The sequence below is a fragment of the Streptococcus mitis genome, assembly GCF_003942795.1.
Lineage (GTDB): Bacteria > Bacillota > Bacilli > Lactobacillales > Streptococcaceae > Streptococcus > Streptococcus mitis_BJ.
Window position 1 is genome coordinate 14,751 of sequence record NZ_RJNY01000016.1, and the last position, 25,091, is coordinate 39,841.

At 36.1% G+C, this 25,091-nt stretch carries 27 protein-coding genes; all 27 read left to right on the forward strand.

What is annotated here, in order from left to right; translation table 11 throughout:
• Positions 1 to 71: 71 nt before the first annotated feature.
• Positions 72 to 503, forward strand: coding sequence for a helix-turn-helix domain-containing protein (locus D8847_RS07555; protein WP_125841173.1), 432 nt, complete (start codon positions 72 to 74; stop codon positions 501 to 503).
• Between the two features lies 1 nt (position 504).
• Positions 505 to 1,761 carry a site-specific DNA-methyltransferase gene (locus tag D8847_RS07560; protein WP_125841174.1) on the forward strand — a complete coding sequence of 419 codons (1,257 nt, stop codon included), beginning with the start codon at positions 505 to 507 and terminating at the stop codon, positions 1,759 to 1,761.
• The gene (locus D8847_RS07565) at positions 1,758 to 2,930 is read left to right on the forward strand and encodes a DNA cytosine methyltransferase (RefSeq protein WP_125841175.1); all 1,173 of its coding nucleotides are present in this window, start codon (positions 1,758 to 1,760) and stop codon (positions 2,928 to 2,930) included. Before D8847_RS07560 ends, D8847_RS07565 begins: the two co-directional genes overlap by 4 nt.
• A 59-nt stretch (positions 2,931 to 2,989) precedes the next feature.
• Positions 2,990 to 3,202, forward strand: coding sequence for a DUF4314 domain-containing protein (locus tag D8847_RS07570; protein ID WP_125841176.1), 213 nt, complete (start codon positions 2,990 to 2,992; stop codon positions 3,200 to 3,202).
• A 277-nt stretch (positions 3,203 to 3,479) separates the two neighbouring features.
• Positions 3,480 to 3,953: a phage terminase small subunit P27 family gene (locus D8847_RS07580; RefSeq protein ID WP_001007670.1), complete on the forward strand. Its 474-nt coding sequence runs from the start codon at positions 3,480 to 3,482 to the stop codon at positions 3,951 to 3,953.
• Entirely contained in the window at positions 3,950 to 5,542 is a 1,593-nt protein-coding gene (locus D8847_RS07585) for a terminase large subunit (RefSeq protein WP_125841178.1), read from the forward strand. Before D8847_RS07580 ends, D8847_RS07585 begins: the two co-directional genes overlap by 4 nt.
• A gap of 65 nt (positions 5,543 to 5,607) precedes the next feature.
• A complete protein-coding gene (locus D8847_RS07590; RefSeq protein ID WP_045615998.1) occupies positions 5,608 to 5,901 on the forward strand; it encodes an antitoxin in 294 nt (97 codons plus the stop codon).
• Complete coding sequence (locus D8847_RS07595; protein ID WP_006153450.1) at positions 5,894 to 6,232, forward strand: type II toxin-antitoxin system RelE/ParE family toxin; 339 nt, start codon at positions 5,894 to 5,896, stop codon at positions 6,230 to 6,232. Before D8847_RS07590 ends, D8847_RS07595 begins: the two co-directional genes overlap by 8 nt.
• A gap of 69 nt (positions 6,233 to 6,301) precedes the next feature.
• A complete protein-coding gene (locus D8847_RS07600; protein WP_125841179.1) occupies positions 6,302 to 7,564 on the forward strand; it encodes a phage portal protein in 1,263 nt (420 codons plus the stop codon).
• Between the two features lie 16 nt (positions 7,565 to 7,580).
• Positions 7,581 to 8,279, forward strand: a complete 699-nt coding sequence (locus D8847_RS07605; protein WP_061421029.1) for a head maturation protease, ClpP-related — start codon at positions 7,581 to 7,583, stop codon at positions 8,277 to 8,279.
• Positions 8,280 to 8,297: 18 nt separating this feature from the next.
• Positions 8,298 to 9,503 (forward strand): phage major capsid protein, encoded by a 1,206-nt coding sequence (locus D8847_RS07610; protein WP_125841180.1) that lies wholly within the window; start codon positions 8,298 to 8,300, stop codon positions 9,501 to 9,503.
• A gap of 2 nt (positions 9,504 to 9,505) precedes the next feature.
• Entirely contained in the window at positions 9,506 to 9,763 is a 258-nt protein-coding gene (locus D8847_RS07615; RefSeq protein WP_006153583.1) for a head-tail connector protein, read from the forward strand.
• Positions 9,763 to 10,116 (forward strand): head-tail adaptor protein, encoded by a 354-nt coding sequence (locus D8847_RS07620; RefSeq protein ID WP_061421027.1) that lies wholly within the window; start codon positions 9,763 to 9,765, stop codon positions 10,114 to 10,116. The genes D8847_RS07615 and D8847_RS07620 overlap by 1 nt, the downstream gene beginning before the upstream one ends.
• Positions 10,094 to 10,462 carry an HK97 gp10 family phage protein gene (locus D8847_RS07625; RefSeq protein WP_125841181.1) on the forward strand — a complete coding sequence of 123 codons (369 nt, stop codon included), beginning with the start codon at positions 10,094 to 10,096 and terminating at the stop codon, positions 10,460 to 10,462. The genes D8847_RS07620 and D8847_RS07625 overlap by 23 nt, the downstream gene beginning before the upstream one ends.
• A 7-nt stretch (positions 10,463 to 10,469) precedes the next feature.
• On the forward strand, positions 10,470 to 10,796 hold the full coding sequence (locus tag D8847_RS07630) for a hypothetical protein (protein WP_049501430.1): 327 nt from the start codon (positions 10,470 to 10,472) through the stop codon (positions 10,794 to 10,796).
• A 2-nt stretch (positions 10,797 to 10,798) separates the two neighbouring features.
• Positions 10,799 to 11,368, forward strand: a complete 570-nt coding sequence (locus D8847_RS07635; RefSeq protein ID WP_045616007.1) for a major tail protein — start codon at positions 10,799 to 10,801, stop codon at positions 11,366 to 11,368.
• A gap of 11 nt (positions 11,369 to 11,379) precedes the next feature.
• Complete coding sequence (locus tag D8847_RS07640) at positions 11,380 to 11,799, forward strand: hypothetical protein (RefSeq protein WP_049501429.1); 420 nt, start codon at positions 11,380 to 11,382, stop codon at positions 11,797 to 11,799.
• A 182-nt stretch (positions 11,800 to 11,981) separates the two neighbouring features.
• Positions 11,982 to 15,035: a phage tail tape measure protein gene (locus D8847_RS07645; RefSeq protein ID WP_125841182.1), complete on the forward strand. Its 3,054-nt coding sequence runs from the start codon at positions 11,982 to 11,984 to the stop codon at positions 15,033 to 15,035.
• Entirely contained in the window at positions 15,032 to 15,754 is a 723-nt protein-coding gene (locus tag D8847_RS07650; RefSeq protein WP_045616011.1) for a phage tail protein, read from the forward strand. The genes D8847_RS07645 and D8847_RS07650 overlap by 4 nt, the downstream gene beginning before the upstream one ends.
• On the forward strand, positions 15,755 to 20,101 hold the full coding sequence (locus D8847_RS10810; protein WP_260467777.1) for a phage tail spike protein: 4,347 nt from the start codon (positions 15,755 to 15,757) through the stop codon (positions 20,099 to 20,101). It begins immediately after the preceding gene.
• Positions 20,055 to 20,261, forward strand: a complete 207-nt coding sequence (locus tag D8847_RS07665) for a hypothetical protein (RefSeq protein WP_001090723.1) — start codon at positions 20,055 to 20,057, stop codon at positions 20,259 to 20,261. The genes D8847_RS10810 and D8847_RS07665 overlap by 47 nt, the downstream gene beginning before the upstream one ends.
• Positions 20,261 to 20,512: a hypothetical protein gene (locus tag D8847_RS07670; protein WP_125841183.1), complete on the forward strand. Its 252-nt coding sequence runs from the start codon at positions 20,261 to 20,263 to the stop codon at positions 20,510 to 20,512. The genes D8847_RS07665 and D8847_RS07670 overlap by 1 nt, the downstream gene beginning before the upstream one ends.
• 12 nt (positions 20,513 to 20,524) lie before the next feature.
• Positions 20,525 to 20,953: a phage holin family protein gene (locus tag D8847_RS07675; RefSeq protein ID WP_049501424.1), complete on the forward strand. Its 429-nt coding sequence runs from the start codon at positions 20,525 to 20,527 to the stop codon at positions 20,951 to 20,953.
• Complete coding sequence (locus D8847_RS07680; protein ID WP_125841184.1) at positions 20,943 to 21,887, forward strand: N-acetylmuramoyl-L-alanine amidase family protein; 945 nt, start codon at positions 20,943 to 20,945, stop codon at positions 21,885 to 21,887. Before D8847_RS07675 ends, D8847_RS07680 begins: the two co-directional genes overlap by 11 nt.
• A 174-nt stretch (positions 21,888 to 22,061) precedes the next feature.
• Positions 22,062 to 22,169 carry a putative holin-like toxin gene (locus tag D8847_RS07685; protein WP_080980497.1) on the forward strand — a complete coding sequence of 36 codons (108 nt, stop codon included), beginning with the start codon at positions 22,062 to 22,064 and terminating at the stop codon, positions 22,167 to 22,169.
• Positions 22,170 to 22,517: 348 nt separating this feature from the next.
• On the forward strand, positions 22,518 to 23,759 hold the full coding sequence (locus tag D8847_RS10655; protein WP_185757939.1) for a recombinase family protein: 1,242 nt from the start codon (positions 22,518 to 22,520) through the stop codon (positions 23,757 to 23,759).
• Positions 23,686 to 25,014 carry a recombinase family protein gene (locus tag D8847_RS07700; protein WP_419991701.1) on the forward strand — a complete coding sequence of 443 codons (1,329 nt, stop codon included), beginning with the start codon at positions 23,686 to 23,688 and terminating at the stop codon, positions 25,012 to 25,014. Before D8847_RS10655 ends, D8847_RS07700 begins: the two co-directional genes overlap by 74 nt.
• The last annotated feature ends 77 nt before the right edge of the window (positions 25,015 to 25,091 follow it).

Here is a 25,091-nt window from a genome sequence, read left to right on the forward strand (position 1 = left end):
ATTTTCGTAAATTTGTTTAAATTTAGGTACGAAAATAACCTTATTTTTTAGTATAAAAGTGAGGAACAGGTATGAATAACTTTCAACGAGAACAAATTTGGTTACTTAGGAAAAATGGTTTAGGATATGGTGAAGTTGCTAAAGCAATTGGTCTATCTAAGGACTCTGTTAAGAAGTATTGTAAAAGACATCCTGAGTTAAAGGGACAAGGAACATTACCGTATTTGATGGTTGAGAAACGAGTTCAAGATGGTACAAACTGTCCTCAATGTTTTCAACCTATGGTTCCTAATAAAACTGGACGACCGAAGAAATTTTGCTCAGACAGGTGCAGAATAAATTGGTGGAAAAATCATCAAGAGGAGCATGATAAGGAACTAACTGCATATGAAGAAATGACTTGCCAGTGTTGTGGTAGGTCATTTTTATCTTATGCCAATCCTAATAGAAAGTATTGTAGCCATGCCTGCTACATACAGATAAGATTTTACAAAGGAGTCTAAAATGACGAACCAACCAACAATGGAAATAAAAGAACTCTCTCTGAAAGAATTAAAGCCTGCAGCTTATAATCCTCGAAAGAAACTCAAAAAAGGGGATAAAGAATATGAGAAGATTAAACAGTCGCTTCTTAAGTTTGGATATGTGGATCCTATTATTGTCAATGAAGATTTAACTGTAATTGGTGGTCATCAACGCTTGACAGTTCTTAAAGACTTAGACTATGAAACTGCTAAGTGCGTCATCGTTAATTTACCCAAAGAAGATGAGAAAGCATTGAACATTGCACTCAATAAGATTACAGGTCAATGGGATGAAGCTCTCTTAGCGGACTTACTTTTGGATTTACAGGAGTCTGATTTTAGTCTAGACCTGACTGGTTTTGAGCCACCAGAGATTGATGACATCCTCTCCAATGTCCATGACAAGGAGTTGTCTGAAGATGAGTTTGATGTGGAAGAAGAATTGAAGAAACCAACGGTATCAAGACATGGGGACATTTGGCAATTGGGAAAACATAGAGTCATTTGTGGTGATTCTACAAAAGCTGAAACCTATAAGCAGTTGCTAGATGATAGGAAAGCTAATTTAGTAGTAACGGACCCACCTTATAATGTGGACGTTGAAGAGACGGCTGGGAAAATCCTAAATGATAATATGTCTGATGGTGACTTCTATCAGTTTCTCCTTTCAATGTTTACTCAAGTAGAAAATCACATGGAAGATGATGCGTCTATTTATGTTTTTCATGCAGATACGGAAGGACTCAACTTCCGCAAAGCTTTTAAAGAGGCTGGCTTCTATTTGAGTGGGTGTTGCATCTGGAAGAAGAACTCACTTGTATTAGGTCGTAGCCCATATCAATGGCAACATGAACCTTGTTTATATGGGTGGAAGAAAAAAGGAAAGCATCAGTGGTTTAGTGATCGGAAGCAAACTACCATCTGGGAATATGACCGTCCTAAGTCTAGCAAAGACCACCCAACCATGAAGCCTATTCAACTTATGGCTTACCCTATTCAAAACTCTTCTATGCGTGGAACAATAGTTTTAGATCCATTTTTAGGTTCTGGTTCTACTTTAATAGCTGCAGACCAAACTGGACGTGTTTGTTATGGAATCGAACTGGATGAAAAGTTTGTGGATGTCATTGTTAAACGCTATATAGAAGTTACAGGAGATACTGAAGTAACCGTACAACGTAATCATGAGGTTTTAACTTATAACCAAGTGTTAAAGGAGTTGGAGGAACAAGTATGACACTAACATTTCTAGATTTCTTTTCCGGAGTTGGTGGCTTTCGACATGGGCTAGAATTGGCAGGAATGAAGTGTATAGGATTTTGTGAAAAAGATAAGTTTGCACGCAAGTCTTATGAAGCAATGTATGATACGAAAGGAGAATGGTTTCATGAAGATATTACAACAATCGATCCAACACGATTACCAAAAGCAGATCTCTGGTGTGCGGGAAGCCCTTGTCAAAATGTGTCTATCGCAGGGAAACGAGCCGGCCTATACGGTGAGCGAAGTGGACTCTTTTTTACATTTGTTGAACTCATCAAAAGCCAAAAAGAAGAAGATAAACCCGAATGGATTCTCCTTGAAAATGTTAAAGGACTTTTATCAAGTGGTGGGGGACGAGATTATCTCGACTATCTCTCTATCTTGGACGAGGCAGGGTACGACCTTGAGTGGCAAGTGTTCAACTCAAAAGATTACGGAGTACCCCAAAACAGAGAACGCATCTACACTCTCGGACATCATAGAAGAAAAGGTCGACGACAAGTACTACCTCTCAGCAGAGAAAGCAATAGCCATCTTAAGCAACTTGTAGGCGGTATGCAAAGCTACCGTGTCTACGACCCTAGTGGTATTGCAACAACACTTGTTGGAGAGGGTGGTGGACTAGGAGCTAAGACAGGTCTATATCTGATTGACCAATCGCTAACTGGACCAAAGTTAACTGAAGAAGCAAGATGTATAACTGCTCGTTATACTGCTGGTACAACAAAGCGTACAGTAATGAACTCTGGAGTGCTTGAGGTTCAACCAATTTTGACACAAGGTATCAAGGTTAGGAACGGAACAAAGCAAGGTTACCAATTGGCGGAGGTTGGTGACTCGGTTGATCTTTCTTATCCAAGTTCATTAACGAGAAGGGCAAGAGTAGGGAGAGGAATAGCTCACAACCTTTCATGTAGCTGCCAGATGGGCGCAGTAGTTTGGAATGGTCGTGTTGTCAAAATTAGAAGACTTACTCCAAAAGAGTGTTTTAGACTTCAAGGTTTTAATGATGACTTATTTGAAAAGGCAAAAGCTGTAAATTCAGATGCACAACTTTATAAACAAGCAGGAAACGGAGTCACAGTACCAGTTGTTTATGCTATTGGTTGTGCTATATTATCTTCAAAATATCATCAGAAATAACTGGATAAAGATGAACTTTAGAGTTAATATGTACTAAACAAAAGAGAAGAGGTTGTATTATGGATGATTTAAAAGTGAAGACTTTGAAATCATTGTATCCCAATGGAACTCGAGTCAAATTACTCGAAATGGAGGATCCATTCTCACCACCTATAGGTACTCTCGGTACGGTAATTGGTGTTGATGATATTGGTTCAATTTTAGTGAATTGGGATAATGGACAAAGTTTAAATGTACTTTACGGAATTGATAAAATAATGAAATTGGGATAGTTATGTGGGAAATGATAACTAGAGAATTCAATTGTCGGCACTATCATATTGAGTTTCTTAGGGAATACAGTACTTATGATCAACATATTGATGGAGCTTGGATAGCAATCCTAAAAATTAAACGAAATAAAGAAATAGTTTTTCATTATGAATATGGTAAAATCACTGACCGAATGGATGATTTTGATAAAATTATCTATCAAGAAATAGTGGATACATACAATAAATTATAATTTGGAACTCGATGTGAGTTCTTTTTATTTTAGGAGGTGAATTAGTGGCAATTAGAGGACGTAAACCGAAACCTACCAATTTAAAAGTTCTAGAAGGTAATCCTGGTAAACGGCCTCTCCCAACGAATGAAGTAAAACCTCAAAAGAAGGCTCCACGTTGCCCCCAGTGGCTTGAAGAAGATGCTAAGAGGGAATGGAAACGGATGGGGAAAATATTGGAACAAATGGGATTACTGACGGAAATGGATATGACTGCATTTGCAGGTTATTGTCAAGCTTACGCACGGTGGAAAGAAGCAGAGGAGTTTTTATCAAAACATGGTTCTATCTTAAAGACGCCAAATGGGTATTTACAGCAAGTTCCACAAGTTTCAATTAGTCAAACTAATTTAAAAATTATGCTGAAGTTTTGTGAACAATTTGGTCTAACCCCATCCGCTAGGAATCGTTTAGCTACTATGGATTCAGAGGTTGGTAACGGTGACGAAATGGAAGATTTGTTGGGAGGTTTACTATGACTTTTCATTATGAACCAACTCCTTTTATGCTAGCTTCATCACATTATGATAAAAGTAAGGCTGATAGAGCAGTGACTTTTATTCAAAACCTTTGTCATACCAAAGGAAAATGGGCAGGTCAGAAGTTTATACTATTACCTTGGCAGGAACAGATAGTACGAGATATATTTGGGATTGTTAAAGAAGATGGGAATAGACAATTTCTAACTGCTTATATTGAAATTCCAAAAAAGAATGGGAAGAGTGAACTAGCAGCAGCAATCGCTCTTTATCTACTTTATGCAGACAATGAAGCCAGTGCAGAAGTTTATGGTGCTGCATGCGACCGAAATCAAGCCTCTATTGTATTCGATGTAGCAAAACAAATGGTACTAATGAGTCGACCTTTAGAGAAACGTTCAAAAATAATGGGTGCTACGAAACGAATTGTTAACTACTCTAATGCAGGTTTCTATCAAGTTTTGTCCGCTGAAACTGGTACAAAACATGGTCTCAACGTTTCAGGACTCGTGTTTGACGAAATACATGCCCAACCCAATCGCCACCTTTATGATGTCTTAACTAAAGGTTCAGGAGATGCACGAGAACAACCCTTATTTTTCATCATTACTACTGCAGGAACAGATAAGAATTCAATTTGTTACGAGTTACACACAAAAGCACTTGATATTTTAAACGGTAGAAAGAAAGATACATCTTTTTATCCTATCGTTTATGGTTTATCTGATGAAGAGGACTGGAATGACGAAAGTAACTGGTTAAAAGCTAATCCGTCATTAGGTCATACCATTGGCTTAGACCGTGTCAGAGAAGCATATAAACAAGCACTTGATAATCCTGCTGAAGAAAATGTATTCAAGCAACTACGGCTAAATATGTGGACAAATTCTACAGTTGCTTGGATTCCAGAACATGTATACAACAAAGGGGATGCACCAATCAATTTTGAATGTTTGAAAGGTCGTGAGTGTTATGCAGGACTAGACTTGTCAAGTACATCCGATATCACTGCCTTTGTTTTAGTTTTTCCACCTAGGAATGAACTAGAAAATTACATCATTCTACCCTATTTCTGGTTACCAAAAGATACTCTTGAACTTCGTTGTCGAAGGGATCATGTTTTGTATGATGTATGGGAACGGCAAGGTTATCTAAAGACGACAGAGGGTAATGTTGTTCATTATGGCTTTATAGAGAAGTTCATTGAGGAATTATCAAAGCTATACAATATAAAAGAAATCGCCTATGATAGATGGAATGCTACACAAATGGTGCAGAATTTAGAAGATATGGGACTGACGATGATTCCTTTTGGTCAGGGGTACAAGGATATGAGTCCACCGTCAAAGGAATTATTCAAACTAATGATGGAAGGTCGTATCCAACATGGAGGACAGCCAGTTCTAAAATGGATGTCGCAAAACGTAGTCATGCGCCAAGACCCTGCAGGCAATATCAAACCAGATAAGGAGAAATCAATTGAAAAAATCGATGGAATTGTTGCTCTTATAATGGGGATTGATAGATGTATTCGACACCAAAATAATGATAGTAGTATCTATGATGAGAGAGGGATATTGAGCTTTTAGTTGAATTTTAAATATAAAGATGATACAATGTATTTACAAATCATCTTTACAAAGAGGTATTAATCATGGCAAGTACTCAACCTGTTAATTTTAGAGCAGATTCGACTTTTTACCAACAAACAAAAGAAATCTTAGCTGATGAAAAGTTAACCCTGTCAGATATTTTTAATGCTGCACTTCGTAAAATTGCGACAGGTGCGGTTGATCCCAAAGAGTTCGTATTTAGTGATTCACAAGAGACTCAATATCAGGTTGCTTTTGAAGACTTGAAAAAGGAAATCTTGTTGGGCCATCAAGAAATTGAGCAAGGTAAACTAACGTCTTTAGCAGATGTAAGAAAGGAATTTGGACTTGAGTAATCATAAACGTTACCATGTTTCTCTTACGGATCAAGCTAAGAAAGACTTGAGAGAAATACATGATTATATTGTACTAAATTTTTACAGCCAACAATCTGCCGATAGTAAATTAGACCTTATTCTAACGGCGCTAGAAACTTTAGAAACCTTTCCAGAAGCATGCCCTTTGGTGTCGAGCCGAGGTTACGGTGAATTAACTGATGACGGAAAACGTTATCGATATATGCCAATTGAAAATTACTTAGCTTTTTATTATATCGACAAATATGAGGTTTATGTCTCCAGAATTTTAAATTCCAAGCAGAATTGGGCTAAGTTATTCAATAAGTAAATTCAATTTTAATTCGTAGAGCATCTCACAAAAGAGGTGCTTTTATTGTACTCAAAAATGGAGGATTAGATGGGATTTTTAGAATTTATTGGAAGAAAAAGATCACGATATAAACCGCGTAATAGCTATGAGGGACAGGACTTTTCCTATCTCTTTGGACGAACTTCTAGTGGGGAGAATGTGGATGAGTTTAAGGCCATGCAGACTACAGCTGTTTATGCTTGTGTGCGAATATTAGCTGAGGCTGTCGCCTCTCTACCCATTCATATTTACGAAAGAACACCTAATGGAAGAGAGAAAAAATTTGAACACCCTCTATATTTTTTACTTCATGATGAACCAAATCCAGAAATGTCTTCTTTTGTCTTTCGTGAAACTTTGATGACTCATCTTTTGATATGGGGTAATGCCTATATTCAAATCATAAGGGATAAGAGTGGTCAGGTTATCAGTTTATATCCCTTATTACCAGATAAAATGTCGGTACACCGTGATGAAAATGGGAAACTTTACTACAAATATCAACGCCTGACCGAAGAAAATCCAAATTTCAAGGATAAAGGCAGTGTTATTTTAAAACAAGAAGATGTCCTTCACATTCCAGGACTTGGTTTTGATGGATTGATTGGTTATTCTCCCATCGCATTAGCAAAGAACGCAATTGGAATGACCTTGGCTACAGAGAATTACGGAGCATCATTCTTTAAAAATGGTGCAAATCCTGGTGGTGTATTGGAACATCCAGGGATTTTGAAGGATCCAAAAAGAGTACGTGATTCTTGGAATGCAGTTTATAACGGTGTCACAAATGCACATAAAGTTGCAGTTCTAGAAGAAGGAATGAAGTACACTCAAATAGGTATTCCACCAGAAGAAGCGCAATTCTTACAGACTCGAAAGTTTCAAATCAATGAGATTGCACGTTTGTATAGGATACCACCACATATGATTGGTGATTTAGAAAAATCTTCATTTTCAAATATCGAGCAACAATCACTAGAGTTTGTTAAATACACATTAGACCCTTGGGTAGTTCGTTTAGAACAGGCCTTCAAGAGGTCTCTTTTTTTACCTGAAGAAAAGAAGAAATACTTTGTTAAGTTCAATGTAGATGGTTTATTACGTGGAGATTATCAAAGTCGTATGAGTGGGTATGCTATTGCAAGACAGAATGGCTGGCTATCTACAAATGATATTCGAGAACTTGAAGATTTAAATCTTTTAACAGATGAAGAAGGAGGAAACCTTTATTTGATTAACGGAAATATGACTAAATTAAAAGATGCTGGTGGTTTTATGACAAAACAGGTAATTGAACAACCTCAAGAATAATCAAAGGAGGAAGAAGATGCGTAAATTTTGGAGTTTTTCAGACGAAGGGAATATTCGTACTCTTCGTATTGAAGGACAGATTGCTGATGAAACATGGTTTGGAGATGAAGTTACTCCACAACTCTTTAAAAATGATTTAAATGCAGGAAAAGGTGATATCACCCTCTGGATTAATAGTCCAGGGGGTGATGTTTTTGCTGCAGCACAAATCTATAACATGCTGATGGATTACAAGGGAAATGTGCATGTCATAATTGATGGCCTTGCCGCTAGTGCTGCCAGTGTGATTGCCATGGCTGGAACAACAGTATCCATGAGTCCTGTTGCAATGATGATGATTCACAATCCGTGGACGATTGCACAAGGTGAAGCAAAAGATATGGAAAAGATTATTGAAATGTTGGGGGAAATCAAAGAGTCCATTGTGAATGCCTATGAGTTAAGAACAGGATTATCTAGGGCAAAAATCTCACATTTAATGGATTCTGAATCATGGTTTAATGCGAGAAAAGCAGTTGAACTTGGCTTTGCGGACAAGATTCTATTCGATAAAGATGAACCTAAAGAAGAGCTAGAAATTAGCAGTTATTCATTTAGTAGAGCCACTGCGGATCATAACCTTGTTGTTAAACTTCAAGCCAAAATAGATAGCTACAAACCTTTATCAACGACTCCTCTCAATCAGTTAAGAAAACGATTAGATTTATTGAAATAATGAAAGGAAAACTAACCTATGTCTAAATTACTTGAATTAAAAGAAAAACGAAATCAAGCTTGGGAACAAGCAAAAACTTTCCTAGACTCAGTGCGAACTGAAGATGGTTTAGTCTCAGAAGAAGATTCTCAACGCTATGATGAAATGGAAAGTAAAATCAATCGCTATAATCAAGAAATCGCTCGCTTAGAACGACAAGAAAAGATTGATCTAGAACTTGCTCAACCAACTTCTCAGGCTTTGACAAGACAGCCTACCACTGTCTTAAAAGATAGTGAGGTAGAAGATGAGAAGAAGGGAACTAAGTCTGATGTCTATTCCAAAACCTTTTGGACGAATGTCCGTAAGCGTAACTTCTTTGATGTTAAGGATGTTCTTCGTGTTGGAGAAGATACAGAGGGTGGCCATTTAGTACCTGATGAGTATGAGAAAAAACTAGTTCAAGGTCTTCAAGAAGAGAATTTCTTCCGAAGTCTAGCAACCGTCATTAAAACATCAAGTGGAGAGCGGAAGATTCCAGTTGTTACAGGGCATGGAACTGCGTCATGGATGGATGAAAATGGACTTTATCCTGAAACTGATGAGACATTTGGTCAAGTAACACTTGATTCACATAAGATTGGAACAGCTATTCGAATCTCAGAAGAATTGTTAAATGACTCAGTATTTGATTTAGAATCCTATATGACTAGTGAGTTTGCACGACGTATTGGTACAGAAGAAGAGAAATCATTCCTTATTGGAGATGGCTCAAAGAAACCAACAGGAATCTTTACGCAAGCAAATGTTACTGGTCCTACAACGACGACTAAAGACATTACGTTTGATGACATGATTGAATTGTATCATTCTCTTCCTGCTCCGTATCGTAAAAATGCAGTATGGATTCTTCATGATACAACTGTCAAAGCAATCCGTAAACTGAAAGACAATAACGGAAATTATATTTGGCAACCGTCTACACAAGCTGGACAACCAGATTTAATTCTTAACCGTCCATACTATACATCTACCTTTGCACCTCTCCCTGAACAGGGGAATAAAGCCATTGCATTTGGAGATTTCTCATATTACTGGATTGCTGACCGCCAAGGACGTACTTTTAAACGTCTCAATGAACTTTATGCTAATAATGGTCAAATTGGTTTTCTTGCATCTCAACGTGTTGATGGGAAATTAGTATTACCAGAAGCAGTAAAAATTTTATCTGTGAAAGCAAAATAATCATGATAAGTCTAGAAGAAGCAAAACTTTACCTTAAGGTAGAAAACACAGATGAAGATGACTTGATTACGCAATTGATTGATACGAGTAAAAAACTCTGTGAAGAAACATTAAGGCAGAATACTTACAGTGAGGTTCTAAGAATGGCAATCCTGTATGGGGTTGCCTATCTTTATGAACACCGTGAAACAGCTAATTATAAAGAGTTAAAACAAATGTTATATCACCTACTATTAGCTGATAGGAAGGATATTTTTTGATGAAAATCGCTCCGTTACGTGACCGTCTTACATTTGAAGTGCGTAAAATTGTGGTTGATGAAATTGGAAATGAATCTTCAATTTGGAACACGGTTTTCCAAAGATGGTGTTCTAGTCGCCCATTGACGTTGACAGAAAATGAGGGGAGTGTGTCTAAACTTCTTTATAACAAAATTCAATTTACACTAAGGTACGACAAAGCGGTACTAAATCTAAGTTCATTAAAAACTAGGATAAAGTACAGAGACGCCTACTTTACGATAGATTCAATTGATGGTGATAGCGTTCCTAGGCAATTGATTTATATTGTAGCAACTAAGGAGAATGACTATGAACAGGATAGAAATGGATGAGTTGGAAAAAGTAATTGATCAAGAGTTGGGTGATTACATTAAAGAGACGACATCTGCAATGCGAGAGGTAGTAGAAGAAGTAACAGACAGTGCTGTAGATACTTTAAAGATCTCTTCACCACGAAAAACTGGTAAGTATGCACGAGGTTGGAAAAGCAAGACCACAAGTGATAGTTCTACAGGCTTAACAAAGTCTATTCACAACCGAACACCAGGCTTAACTCATCTCTTAGAAAATGGTCACGCTAAACAAAATGGTGGTCGAGTAGAAGGGCAAAAACATATTGAAATCGTTGAAAAAAGTGCTGTTAAGTCACTTGAAGATAAGCTGAGACAAAGATTGTGAGGAGTTTATGACATTAAAAGAGTTCTATAACATTTTAATAAAAACAAAGTTGCCAGTAGCTTATCATCATTTTGAAGAAGGAAGAAGTCCAGCACCACCATTTATTGTATATCTTGTTAAGGACTCAGAAAATGCTGGAGCTGATAATTGGAGCTATCATAAGACTCTTAATCTTCAAGTGGAACTCTATACCTTAAAGAAGGACTTAGAAATCGAAACCAAGATGGATGACTTATTTGATAGTCATTCAATTTTTTTTGACAAAGTAGAGACTTATATCTCAACAGAAAAACTGTATCAAATTACATATTACATTTCATTAAACGGAGGATAGTTATGACTGAAAAAAATAAAGTTACCTTTGGATTACAAGATGTTCATTGGGCAGAAGTTACAACTGAAGCTTCAAATGGCGCATTGACTTATGGGACGGTTGAACGATTACGAGGTGCAGCAGAACTAACCTTGGAACCGACTGGTGACAAAGGTTCATACAAGGCAGATAATATCAACTTTTATACTTCAGAATCAAATGATGGTTATGAGGGAACATTGAAGCTCGCCTTATTAACTCAAGAATTTTTAACTCGTGTCTTAGGAGAAAAATTAGATCCAACAACTAAAACAATTTCTGAAATCGCAAATGCTGAAAAGAAGAATTTTGCTCTGATGTTTCGTTTTGAAGGAGATAAGAAAGAAACGCTTCATGTTTTGTATTACTGTTACGCATCACGTCCATCAATGGGATCAAAAACAAAATCTGGTTCAGATATTAATGAGGTTGAGCTAAACTTTACGGCAAGTCCTCGTCCACTTGATAAGGTGGTTCGTCGCAAAACGACAGAAGAAACAAGTGATGAGATTCGTCAGAATTGGTTCAAGGAAGTCTTTGAACCTCGTGAATAAAGGAGTTACAGATGAGAGATAGTATTACAATTTCAGGAAAGACCTATGAATTGGCTACTAATGCGTATACACCCATTGCCTATAAAGAACAGTTTGGTAAAGATTATTTTCAAGACTTGTTTTCAATGGTGAGTTCGCAGTCAATTCTTGATAAGATTGAGCACCTAAATGAGGAAGAAAATCTTGAGGCTGGTGATATTGATTTATCCATCCTGACTAATTTTGATATGACTTTTTTTCACAGAATTTTTTGGGTGTTTGCGAAATCTGCTAATCCAAAAATTAAACCATTCAAAGAATTCTTTATAGAGATGGAGGAGTTTCCGGTTCAAGAAGTAGCAACTATCTTAATGAATATGCTTAACCAAGGGATGAATACAAGAAAAAAGCAGATCAAACAGAAACAGCAAGCGAAGAAATCTTTACGGTAGAAAGCTATCTATTTTGTTGTAAGGAAACTGGCTTATCCATAAACGACTTAAAGCATATTTCAATAGGGATGGCTCTTGATTATCAAACTGATTATGTAAACTTGCGGACAAATGAAACAAGCAAAACAAGAAAAGCGAATCAAAGTGATTTTGATAATTTTTAATAGAAAGGAGATGTGAACATGGCTGGAAATATAAAAGGCATCACAATAGAAATTGGTGGTGACACACAACCCTTGCAAAATGCCTTAAAAGGGATAAATAAACAAGCCGCTGAATCAACTAAAGAATTGAAACAAATTGATAAGGCTCTTAAGTTTGATACAGGAAATGTCACACTCCTTACTCAAAAACAAGAAGTGCTTGCTAAACAAGTTGAAACAACTAAAGAAAAGTTAGCTACCTTAAGGCAGGCACAAGCTCAAGTTGAAGCTCAATTTAAGTCTGGTACTATTGGTGCGGAACAATATCGAGCCTTTCAAAGGGAAGTAGAAACTACACAGACAGTACTGAAAAGTTACGAAGGCAAACTAGAGGGTGTCAACCAAGCCTTATCGGAAAATGGTAATCGAATAGGTAGTACTAAAAGTCAATGGGATAGCTTGAAACAAGAACAAGCTCGTCTAGCTTCTGAGAGTGAAAAATTAACGAGTCAATTTAAATTACAAGAAAGTGAACTTTCTTCAAGTTCTAGTGAATCTGAAAAGCTAGCTTTAGCTCAAAGAAAAGTAAATGAAAGTTCCTCTTTACTAGAAAAACAGATTCAGAATTTAGAGAAACAGCTAGAACTAACAAAATCTCAGTATGGCGAAAATTCAATTGAAGCCAATAAACTGGAACAGACTCTAAATGATACCAAAACGGCCTATAATCACCTTCAAAATGAGATGGAAGAGATGAGCACTAGTTCAATAAGTGCAAAGGATAATCTATCAGACATCAATCATCTCTTAAAAGCAGAAATCCTAATGGAATTCAGTGACCGTTTAGCAGAATTATCACAAAAATTGATTGATTTTGGGAAACAGTCGCTTGAAGCTTTTAACGAAGTTGATGAAGGGATGGATATCATTGTCACCAAAACTGGTGCTTCTGGCCAAGCTTTAGAAGAGATGACAACTATCGCAAAGAACCTTGCTACAGAAATTCCTACAGACTTTAATACTGCTGGAAGTGCCGTTGGTGAGTTGAACACACAATTTGGTTTAACCGGTGATAGTTTAAAATCAGCTTCAAGTTATCTCATCCAATTTGCATCTATAAATGGGAGTGATGTTACTTCATCGGCTATTTCAGCTAAGAAAGCTATAGAAGCATACGGCTTACAGGCAACGGATTTGTCTAGTGTTCTTGATACTGTCACCTTTACCAGTCAAGCTACTGGTGTGGGAGTTCAAGATTTGATGGATAAGGTTGTTTCTGGAGCACCACAAATTAAGGCACTAGGACTTTCATTTGATGAGGGTGTTGCTTTAATGGGGAAATTTGAAAAGGCTGGTGTGGATTCATCAGCCTCTTTATCATCCCTATCAAAAGCATCTGTGAAGTATGCGGCTTCTGGAAAGACCTTACAGCAAGGTTTATCTGAAACCATCGAAAAAATTAGAAATTCAACTAGTGAAACTGAAAAGTTAACTCTCGCTTCAGATATATTTGGAACGAAGGGTGCTCCACGAATGGTGGATGCTATTAATCGTGGAGCATTATCTTTTGATGACTTGGCTGAAACAGCAAAGAAAGCATCAGGAACAGTCGGCTCAACTTATGAAGCGACACTAGATCCAATTGATAAATTTACAACTGCTCAAAATGAAGCTAAGTTAGCATTAGCTGAAGTTGGAGATGCTATTGCTGTCACTTTTGCACCGATACTAGAGATTTTAGCTGATTTGTTACGTTCAGTTGCAGAGTGGTTCTCTAGTTTATCAACGCCAGTAAAACAATTTATCATTATTGTAGGTAGCCTCATTACTGGATTAGGATTATTACTCCCTATATTTTTAGCACTTCAGGCAGCTACCTTAGCAATGGGTGTCACAATTGGTGGCTTAATAGCAAGTGTAGCGCCTATTATAGCTATAGTCTTAGGAATTATAGCTGTTCTTGCTTTGTTAATTGTTGGAATAAAAGAACTTTGGGAACATAACGAGGGATTTAGAACAGCAGTAATGGATATTTGGAATGCTATTTATTCTTTTATATCTACTATCATTCAAGAAATATCAGACTTTATTTTAAGCATCTGGGGGACACTGACTTCGTGGTGGACTGAGAATCAAGAGTTAATTCTTGAAGCCGCAACAACAGTTTGGAATGCAATCTCAACAGTTATAACTACCGTTATGTCTATTCTAGAACCCTATATTCAGGCAGCATGGGAAAACATAAAACTAATCATCAGCACAGCTTGGGAAATCATCAAACAAGTAGTTGAAACGGCAATCAATCTTGTCTTAGGCATTATTAAAGCAGTAATGCAAATTATTACAGGAGATTGGTCTGGTGCATGGGAAACAATAAAGGCAGTTATTTCAACAGTATGGGAATCCATCAAGTCAATTGTAAGCTTAGTTCTAAGTACTATTAGTCAACTTATATCAAACACCTGGAATGGGATTAAGAACACAATTAGTAATCTATTATCAGCAATTAGTAATGTTGTCAGTACAATTTGGAATAGTATCAGTTCAACTATTTCAGGTATTCTAAATGGAATCTCAAGTACAGTGTCCAATGTTTGGAATGGAGTAAAAAATACGATTTCAAATGCAATCAACACTGCCAAAAATGCAGTTTCAACTGCTATAACTGCTATCAAAAATCTCTTTAATTTCAGATTTCAGTGGCCACACATTCCTTTACCTCATTTTAGTGTGTCAGGATCTGCAAACCCTCTGGATTGGTTAAAGGGACAAATTCCTAGAATCGGAATTGAGTGGTATGCAAAAGGGGGAATTTTAACAAAACCAACTGCCTTCGGAACAATAGGGAATTCCCTAATGGTAGGAGGAGAAGCAGGAAACGAAGCGGTACTTCCTTTAAATGAATCTACTCTTGGGGCAATCGGAAGAGGTATTGCAAGAACGATGGATTTAAGAATGCCAGACATCAACATTTCGATTACTGGGAATATTATCCGAGAACAAGCAGATATTGAAAAAATAGCAAATGAAGTAGCAAGTCGAATCGCAGAAGAATTAGCACGTCAAAAACAATTGAGAGGAGCCACTATATGATTAAAAGAAACGAGTTAGTCATAGATGGAATTGGAACTTCTAGTTTTCCTTTTAAGGTGATTGTCCACGAATCGCCTTCTGTTATCCTAGCGGAGAGTAAGACGAGTTTATTAGAACATAAAGGAATGAGTGGGGCTCTTTCGCAAACAAATCGGCACCGAGATTTGATTGAAAAATCATATACGATTTACATTGTTAAGCCCTCAGAAGAACAACTCCATCAATTTATGGGTCTATTTATCAAGGAGCAGTTTTGGCTTGAGAGTGAACGGATGAAAACCACACGTCTTTGGTGTTATCGAGTAAAATGTACTGAGGTAAAACAAGAGAGAGATGGTGTGTATGCGACGAAAGCTACCTTTATTTGTCATCCTACAAAGTTTTTTAAATCAATGGATAGACAAACTTTGACATCAAACGGTGTACTTAGAGTTCAAGGGACGTCTCTAGCGTTCCCAAAAATAACGATAATGGGGAATTCGGCAACTGAGACTCAGTTTACGATTGGAGATCAGGTTATTAAAATTGAAAAACTTACAGAACCTCTTGTGATGGTAAACGAACCAAATAGTCCAAGTTTTCTAACGGTTAGCAAAAAGTACATCAAATGGTCTGGTGATTTTATCACTATTGATCCAAGCTCTAAAAAAGAAGTAGGTGTTGTTCTTGGTAGAGGTATTACTTCTTTAAGCTTTGAAACAAATTGGGGGTGGGCTTAAATGTTATTTTTGTTGAACAAAGATATCAGAACTGCAAAGTGGAATGGATTACCTCTTCATGAAACTAGCTCTGCTATTGTAAAAGAAACCCTGAACGGTGATTTCACCTTATCTATTCGCTATCCAATTACCGATTCTGGTATCTATAAACAAATAAAAGAGGATATGCTTATCAAGGCTCCTGTGCCTGTCTTAGGATTCCAGTTATTTCGTATTAAAAAACCAATTGAAAACGATGATAGTTTGGATATAACCGCCTACCATATTTCAGATGATATTATGCAACGGTCTATCGAACCAATTAGTGTTGCTAATCTTACTTGTGGTATGGCCTTATCCCAAATGGTTCAAAATACTAAGACCAATCTTGGTGATTTTTCATTTACGAGTGATGTTACAGATCGCCGTACTTTCAATACAAATGAAGTAAAGACACTCTATGCTGTCTTAATGGATGGTGCACATTCAATCATAGGAACTTGGGAAGGGGAGTTGATTCGTGACAATTTGGCTCTGACAATCAAGAAGAATAGAGGTGAAAATAGGGGTGTTGTCATAACAACACATAAGAATCTAAAGTCTTACAAGAGAACCAAATCAACTCAATCAATCATTACTCGTATTCATGCAAAATCAACATTTAAACCAGATGGTAAAGATAAAGATCAGACAATTAAAATTACTGTCGATAGTCCTCTAATCACTTTCTATCCATATATCAATGAAAAAGAGTACGAAAATAATACTCTTAAAAGCATTGAGGAGTTAAGGAAGTGGGCTGAGGCTAAGTTTAAGAATGAAGGAATTGATAAGTTATCGGATGCTATTACGATTGAAGCCTATGAACTCGATGGGCAGGTTGTACATTTAGGTGATACTGTATATATCAAGAGTATGAAACATGAGATTGATATTCCAAAAAAGGCAGTCGCTTATGAATTTGACGCACTGACACAAGAATATATCTCGATTACTTTTGATGATAAACCAATGGTAGGTGCTTCAACTTCAAATAGTGCAATTTCAACTGTCGCGAATGAAATTTTAGACTCCGGTTTCACATTACAAGAAGTCGCAATTGAAAAAGCTTTGAGAAATGCGAACACAGCATTTGATGCCGAATTCACTAAACAAAAAGAATCAATTCTAGATGATATTGAAAAAGTCAAAGCTAGTGCAGAAGTTTACGCAGATGGCATTCGTCAAGAGATTGAAGGAAAGATTGCTGATGTTGGTTCTAAAGTTCTATCTAATGAATCACTTAATGAAAATAGATACAACGATGTATTGGCTAAAGCAAATAGTAGTAGAGATTTAGCTAATCATGCCTTAGAGGTCAGTAAAGAAGTTAAAGAAACTACTAATACAGTTCTAACAGATACTTTAAATTATAAAAAGGAAGCTATTGCTGAAGCAAACCGTTTAGTTGAACTCAGCAAGAATAGCTTATTGAATCAAATTACGACAGTAGAATCTTCAATTGATAAGCTTAAGGGGGTTATTACTAACAAGGTTTCAAAGACAGACTTTGATGCTATCAAAAATACCGTAGAGCAACAACGAACGGAAATATCACAAGCCAAGGATAAAATAAATCTAAAAGCTGAAANGACCTATGTAGAAAATATTAAACAAACAGCTAGTGAAGCACTCCAAAGAATATCAGAGAACGCATTAGCAATATCTAAAACTAAAGCTGATTTACAAGTTGCTGCAGATGCTATAAAGACTAAAGTATCACAAACAGATTTTAATCAAACGACAAATCGACTTGCTAGTACTGAAACAACAATTAAAATCCAAGCAGGTGAAATAGCCAAACGATTGACCAGTAGTCAGGTAGAATCCGTAATAAATTTAAAAGGATTTCAAACTAAATCAGATGTTGATAAAAATATTCTAGATAGAGGTTATGTAACGAACTCTAGCGTGCAAAATTTAGTTAGAGAAACATCCAATAGTTTCAGTCGGACTATTAGTGAAACTAAAGCTTTAATACCAACTAGTGTTTCTCATCGAAACTTAGCATCTGGTTCCAGTGATAGTTGGACTTCATACAAAGAAATAAACTCGAAACTCAATTGGATTCAAACATTAGGAAAAATTCCTTATGGTGATGCGACTGGCATTTATGCAGGGACAAAAATCAACCTATTTGTTTATATTTCTATCGATAATGTTGTTTTAGATTCAACTGTTACTCCTAGAATTATTTTACAAGGTCCAGGATATAAAAAATCAGATAATAGCGCTGTATGGAGTGTTCATTCTAATCCCTTTCATACCTCTTGGTCTAGCGCCTTAAAAACTGGTACAAACTACCATCTTATTAAAATTTCTCGAATGGTAACAGATGAGATGTTCAATAATTTTAAAAACTTTGAATTACAATTTCGTATTGATGGAGCAAGTTCAGGTAAGTTTCATTGGAGAGCTTTAATGATTACTACTGGAGATATCTTTCCAAATTATTGGACTAAACCTATCGAAGATTTAACAACTGTAACAGCCTTTAACGAGGTAAAAGATACTCTAGGTAGCCATACAAGAACTATTAGTGAACAAGGTAAATCAATTAGTCAGGTTTTACAAACATCCGAAGGACTGATTACAAGAGTCAGTGATTTAATTGATACCCAAAACTTAGTATACGATCCAACCAATTTTAGTAAATATAGAGAACGTGAACCGAATTCGAATTTAGTTATGACTGGAACTAATGAATACAAGCTGCTAAGAATTGCTCAAAGTGGTAGGACAACAAATGGTTGGCGTGGTTTCCAAATGCCTCTTCATAGTCAAAAATTTGTTGCTGGTGAGAAACTTTCTTATAGGGTCAATTTATGGATAGATGTACTACCTGATGGAAAAGTTGGTTTTGAAATCAAATCAGGTAACTCAATAGGAGGTTTCACTATCAGTCCGACTAGAACGGGCGCAGCTCAAATTTTTACAGGAACTTTTACGATAAATAAAACCGTGACAAAAACAGATGATTTTGGGCTTCATATTTGGGTAGAAAAGAACGGCACTGTGGCAGTTGGCCAAATTTCAATTGTTCGAGGTAGTCAGCCACCTAATAACTTTGTAGATAGTACATCTTTTCAACAAATTGCAACAGAAAGTCTTGTTCAGCAACATCAAGGTTCCTATTCGATTCAAAATTTAACTAATGCAGGCTCTTTAATTTCAGGTATTAATCTAGGCGCGAATGGAATCAATAGAATCATTGGTAAGGCAACTCATATCACTGGGGATACTTTAATTGATAGAGCAGTCATTAAATCAGGAATGATTGATAAATTAAAGACATCAAACTTTGAATCTGGGTCTGTAACTACTATGGTATTAGCATCGAATTCAGTAACAGCAGATAAAATTGTCGTGGATCAAGCGTTTTTTAATAAGTTAGTTGCAAATGAAGCTTATTTACGACAGCTGTTTGCTAAGAATGCTTTTATCAATAGTGTACAAAGTGTTAGGATCGATGCTAGTCAAATAAAGTCAGGCTTACTAAGTGGTGACAGAATTCAGGGTGGCACAATAACTGGAACCACAATTTCTGGTGGATTATTAACTGGAGAAACAAAAATTAAGTTAGGTGCTTATGGTTCATTTGACGCTATCAACGGTGGATTACAGATTAATGTTCCTCGTCAGTTTAATTCTAAAGATGGTTTAGGCGTACAATTTATAGGTTCTTATGGCCGAGGAGACAATGTTCCTTACGGCTTATTTATTTACAAAGATTCAGATTTTACTACTGGAAACACTGCAAGTGATAGTGATGATTTTCTATTGACGGTCGAAGGATACATTAAGGCAAAAGGAATTGGCTGGTTAAAGTACGGCAAAAGTAGCATTAATGGCTCAACTACAGGAACTATTAGTTATTGGAATTCTAATAATGTGTCTCTAGACTTTGGTGGATCAGGAAATGATATTTACTACTCATATAACGGAAATGCTTATAGCTTATGGAAAATTGTTAACCAACATTTTTCTGATAAAAACTTAAAAGAGAATATACGCTTATCTAACTATAAAGCACTCGATTTTATCAAAAGATTTCAATTTAAAGAGTATGACTGGAAGAAAATAGGGAATCGTATTCAAAAGGCTCATACCAAAATTGGACTCATCGCTCAAGATGTTCAACAAATTGACTCGTCACTTGTGTATGAAAATGGTGGTTTTCTGAATCTTGATAATACAAGATTAACGAATATCGCTTTAAAAGGAATTCAAGAGTTAATACTTGATATTCGAAAATTAAATAAACGATTGGAGATGTTAGAAGATGAACACAGATTTAATCCATCAATTAGCAATGGAGTCGTTGACTAAGAAACTAGCACAAACCGAAGGTCAAGCAGCACAAAATGAGGCTCTTTATTTGGTTGTTGCAAGCGAATTGCAGTTAATGAAAGATGTATTAGAATACGACTCAGACCTAAAAGACTTATTTGAGGAAGTAAAAACTAAAAGAGAGAAAGGAGAAAGTTAATGGCATTAGAAATTACTAAAACAACACGTTTGATTGGAAATTTGAAGATTGGTGATGAAGTAGTTAAGCAGTATACTGTTGATGTTGATGAACATGGTGTTTCTACAGTATCTGAGTTTCTCTATCATTCAGAGCTCTATGCGGAGCATCGTCTCGAAATGAGAAACCAAGAAAAATTGTTCCGAGATAAACGATATGAATTAGAAGATGCTGTTTTAGCTGAAATTGAGTCAAATAAAAAAGAACTATAGGGAGTATTAAAAATGGATATTGAATTGTTTAATTTTTTAAGAAAGCTCATCGAAACAGAAGATGGGCTTATTTTGTATGCGTTAGCGTTAATTGTCATCATGGAAATTGTAGACTTTGCATCAGGCACATTTGCTGCCATTGTAAATCCAGATGTTGAGTATAAGAGTAGAATTGGAATCAATGGATTAATTCGTAAAGTCTTAGGGATTTTTATGTTACTGTTATTGATTCCGATGTCTGTTTTGTTGCCTGAAAAAACTGGATTTATGTTTCTGTATTCGATTTATATCGGATACCTAGTTTTTACTTTCCAATCACTAATTGAGAACTATCAAAAAGTAAAAGGGAATATTTTGCTTTTTAAACCAATTTTAAAAGCTTTTGAACATCTAACTGAAGAAAAGTCTAACGATGATAAGGAGGATAATCATGGAAATTGATAAAAGTAGATTACGAACAAATCTTCCTCAAATTGGGGAACAACCCTATCGACAGGTTCATGCTCACTCAACAGGAAATCCTAACTCTACGGCACAAAATGAAGCAGATTACCATATGCGTCGTCCAGTTGAGTCAGGATTCTTCTCTCATGTGGTAGGGAATGGTCGTATCATGCAAACATGGTTAGTCGACCGAGGTGCCTATGATGTTGGTGGCGGATGGAATGTTGAAGGTTACGCTCAAGTTGAACTGATAGAAAGTCATGAATCTAAAGAAGAATTCATGAGAGATTATCGACTTTATGTCAAGCTATTACGTGAGTTAGCTGACGAGGCTGGAATCCCTAAAACTCTAGATTCTAGTAGTCTTGCTGGGATTAAAACTCATCAATTTTGTACTTACAACCAACCAAATAATGGAAGTGACCATGTAGATCCCTATCCATACCTTGCAAAATGGGGCATTAGTAGAGAACAGTTTAAGAAAGATATTGAATCTGGTCTAACTGAAGGAAACTGGAAACGAAACGAAGTTGGCTGGTGGTGGGAAGAATCAGATGGCTCTTATCCAAAATCTCAATGGAAAAATATTAAAGGAGAATGGTTCTACTTTGATAATAGAGGCTACTGTTTCATCAATAAATGGTTCAATGATGGCAAGGATTGGTTTTATTTTGATAAGCGCGGTGCCATGGTTACTGGTTGGATGCATATCGATCATAGGTGGTATTACTTTAAGTCGGATGGTCGAATGGCTAAAGGTTGGGTAAAATATCGTGAAACTTGGTATTACTTAGATGAAAAAGATGGAGATATGAAATCTAAGCAATTTATTAAATCAGGAAATGGCTGGTATTATCTCAAGGCCGATGGTTCGCTATCAGTAAAACCAGAATTTACGATTGAACCTGATGGTTTGATTACTACTAATTAAGAGTTTGCAAATGCTACTATTAAAATAAATCTTTAAAAAAATAAACCACCGAAGTTGGTGGCTCATGTGGTATAATATCTATTGTAGAAAAGTGAAGACGGTGGCTCCTTATACCGAAAGAGAGGTGATGCCTATGGGTAATTCATCAAAATCTGACGGAAAGGAGGAGCGTGTTTGAGCTCATTTGAAGTCGTTCAAACCATCTTTGGCTTTGGTACTTTTACCATTGCTTTGATTGGTTTGTGCTATAAAATCTTCAAGGACGATGACAAAAAGAAATAACCCGTCCCCACTTTTGACCGAGTTGTTGGACGAGTTATAGTCTGATAATAGAGAGTCACCGTCTTTTTAACGGTTCTACATGGAGCTGAGTTGGCGCTCAGCTCTTTTTCTACGTTTATTATAACATATTGCGATTAAATTTCAAATAAAAAATCTAAGCCTGGTGAAATACATCAGGCTTTTTCTTTTTGATTTTTTTCTTAAAACCGGAAAAAACTATCTTGAAATTACCTATTAAGGTAAGAGGGATATATAGACATTTTATTAAAGAACAGGGTTGCTGATTACTTGACTAATATAGTGTTTAGAGGGATATATAGTGTGTAAAAACTTCTTGTAGGAGGAAAAATGAATATAAGAAAAATTGAAGCAAAGAATAACAAAAGAAAAAAGAGAATTTGTGCATATGTTCGAGTTTCTACAACCAACGGAAGTCAACTTGATTCGCTAGAGAATCAAAAAGTCTATTTTGAAAAGTTGTATGCTGAACGTGATGATGTTGAGTTTTTGGGTGTTTTTTGTGACAAAGGGATTTCGGGTTCAAAGTATGATAGACCTGATTTTCAAACTATGTTAGGTGCTTGTAGAAAAGGACAAATTGATGTTATCCATACTAAGTCAATATCAAGGTTTGCAAGAGATCTCATCAATGTTCTTGAAATAAGTCGAGAATTAAAAACTCTTGGTATTGATATCTTTTTTGAAGAGCAGAATATCCACACTTTATCAAATGAAGGTGAGGTTGTCTTGACTGTGTTAGCAAGTTTGGCTGAGGAAGAGTTACAAAGCATGAGCGGAAACCAACGATGGAGTTTTCGTAGAAAGTTCCAGAAAGGAGAATTACTCATTAATGCTAAACGGTTTTTAGGGTATGATTTAAACGAAAAAGGTGAACTTGTTATAAACAAAGCAGAAGCGCAAATAGTAAGAACCATCTTTTATAGTTATTTGGAAGGAATGGGTACACATAGGATTGCTAAAAAACTTAATGAGGGCAAGGTTTCAACTGTAACAGGAAAGAAATGGTATGACAGTACAATTCGTAATATCTTAAAAAACGAAAAATACAAAGGCTCTTTACTACTTCAAAAATACTTTCATGACGGTGTAAACGGTCCAAAGAAATTAAATCAAGGGCAGGTTGAACAATACTATATTGAAGATAATCATGAAGGAATTGTATCTAAGGAAATATGGGAAAAGGTTCAGGTAAAAATGAAAAGCCGTTCTCGGATCCAAGGTACAAATAAAACCTATAAATTTTCTAGAATGTTAAAATGCCAATATTGTGGTTCAACATTAAAAAGACAGGTATCTTATAAGAAAAAGATTGTTTGGTGTTGTTCCAAATATATCAAAGAAGGAAAAAATTCCTGTAAAGGTATGAGAGTCCCTGAAAGGGATATTGAAGATTGGAAACTAAGTTCACCAGTAATTGTGTTAGAAAGGATTGAAGATGGAGAAAAACATTACAGTTATACCGGCCAAAAAGGTACATCAAACAGTCATATCTCAAATTCAGAAAAAAATCAGAGTAGCCGCTTATTGTCGAGTGTCTACAGACCAAGACGAGCAGCTATCAAGTTATGAGAATCAGGTCAATTATTACCGTGAATACATCTTAAAACATGAAGATTATGAGTTAGTAGACATCTATGCAGATGAAGGCATTTCAGCAACTAATACAAAAAAACGTGATGCTTTTAACCGACTAATACAAGATTGTAGAGATGGTAAGGTGGATAGAATTTTAGTTAAATCTATTAGTAGATTTGCCAGAAATACATTGGACTGCATCAAATATGTAAGAGAACTGAAAGAACTAGGCATCGGAGTAACGTTTGAAAAAGAGAATATTGATAGCCTAGATTCAAAAGGTGAAGTACTACTTACCATTTTATCCTCACTCGCACAGGATGAATCGAGATCTATTTCAGAAAATTCAACTTGGGGAATTCGTAAGAAATTTGAGCGTGGTGTAGTTCAGGTAAACACTACAAACTTTATGGGATATGACAAAGATGAAAAAGGAAATCTCATTATAAACCATGAACAAGCTAATGTCGTAAGGTATATATTTGATAGATTTCTAGAAGGATACAGTCCAGAATTTATTTCCAAAGAGTTAAGAGAACAGGAAATACCAGGTTGCACAGGTAAAGCAAAGTGGTGCCCAAGTGCTATATGGAAAATGCTTCAAAATGAAAAATACAAGGGTGATGCTTTGCTTCAGAAAACCTATACCGTTGATTTCCTGACGAAGAAAAGAATTGATAATGATGGACAAGTTAATCAATACTATATCGAGAACAATCATGAACCAATCTTAGATAGAGAGAAGTGGGAGATTGTTCAGTTAGAAATAGCAAGAAGAAAGAAATTTAGAGAACAACATAAGCTCCAATTTTATATCATGCAGAAAGAAAACAATCCCTTTACAACAAAAGTATTTTGCGCCGAATGTGGTTCAGCATTTGGTAGGAAGAATTGGACTACAAGTCGTGGTAAACGGAAGGTATGGCAGTGTAATAATCGATATAGGATTAAAGGCAAGATTGGATGTTTAAACAATCATATCGATGAAGAAATGCTTGAGAAAGCCGTAGTAATGGCTGTAGAACAACTAAGTAAGAATGTTGACTTGTTGCACGGAAAGTGGAACAAAGTTTTAGAAGAAAATCGTCCGCTAGAAAAGCACTATAGTTTGAAGTTGGCAGAAATGATAAACAAGCCCTTGTGGGAATTTGATTCTCATGAGATGTGTCAAGTATTGGATAATATTATAATTGCAGAGGATGGGCAGATAACTGTCAGATTCTTAGAGGGAACTGAGGTAGATTTATAGAGTAGACAAAAGGTTATGATGATAGTGGGCAACTATTGTGGTTATAGCCTTTTTTTGCATTTTTGTGATAGAATATA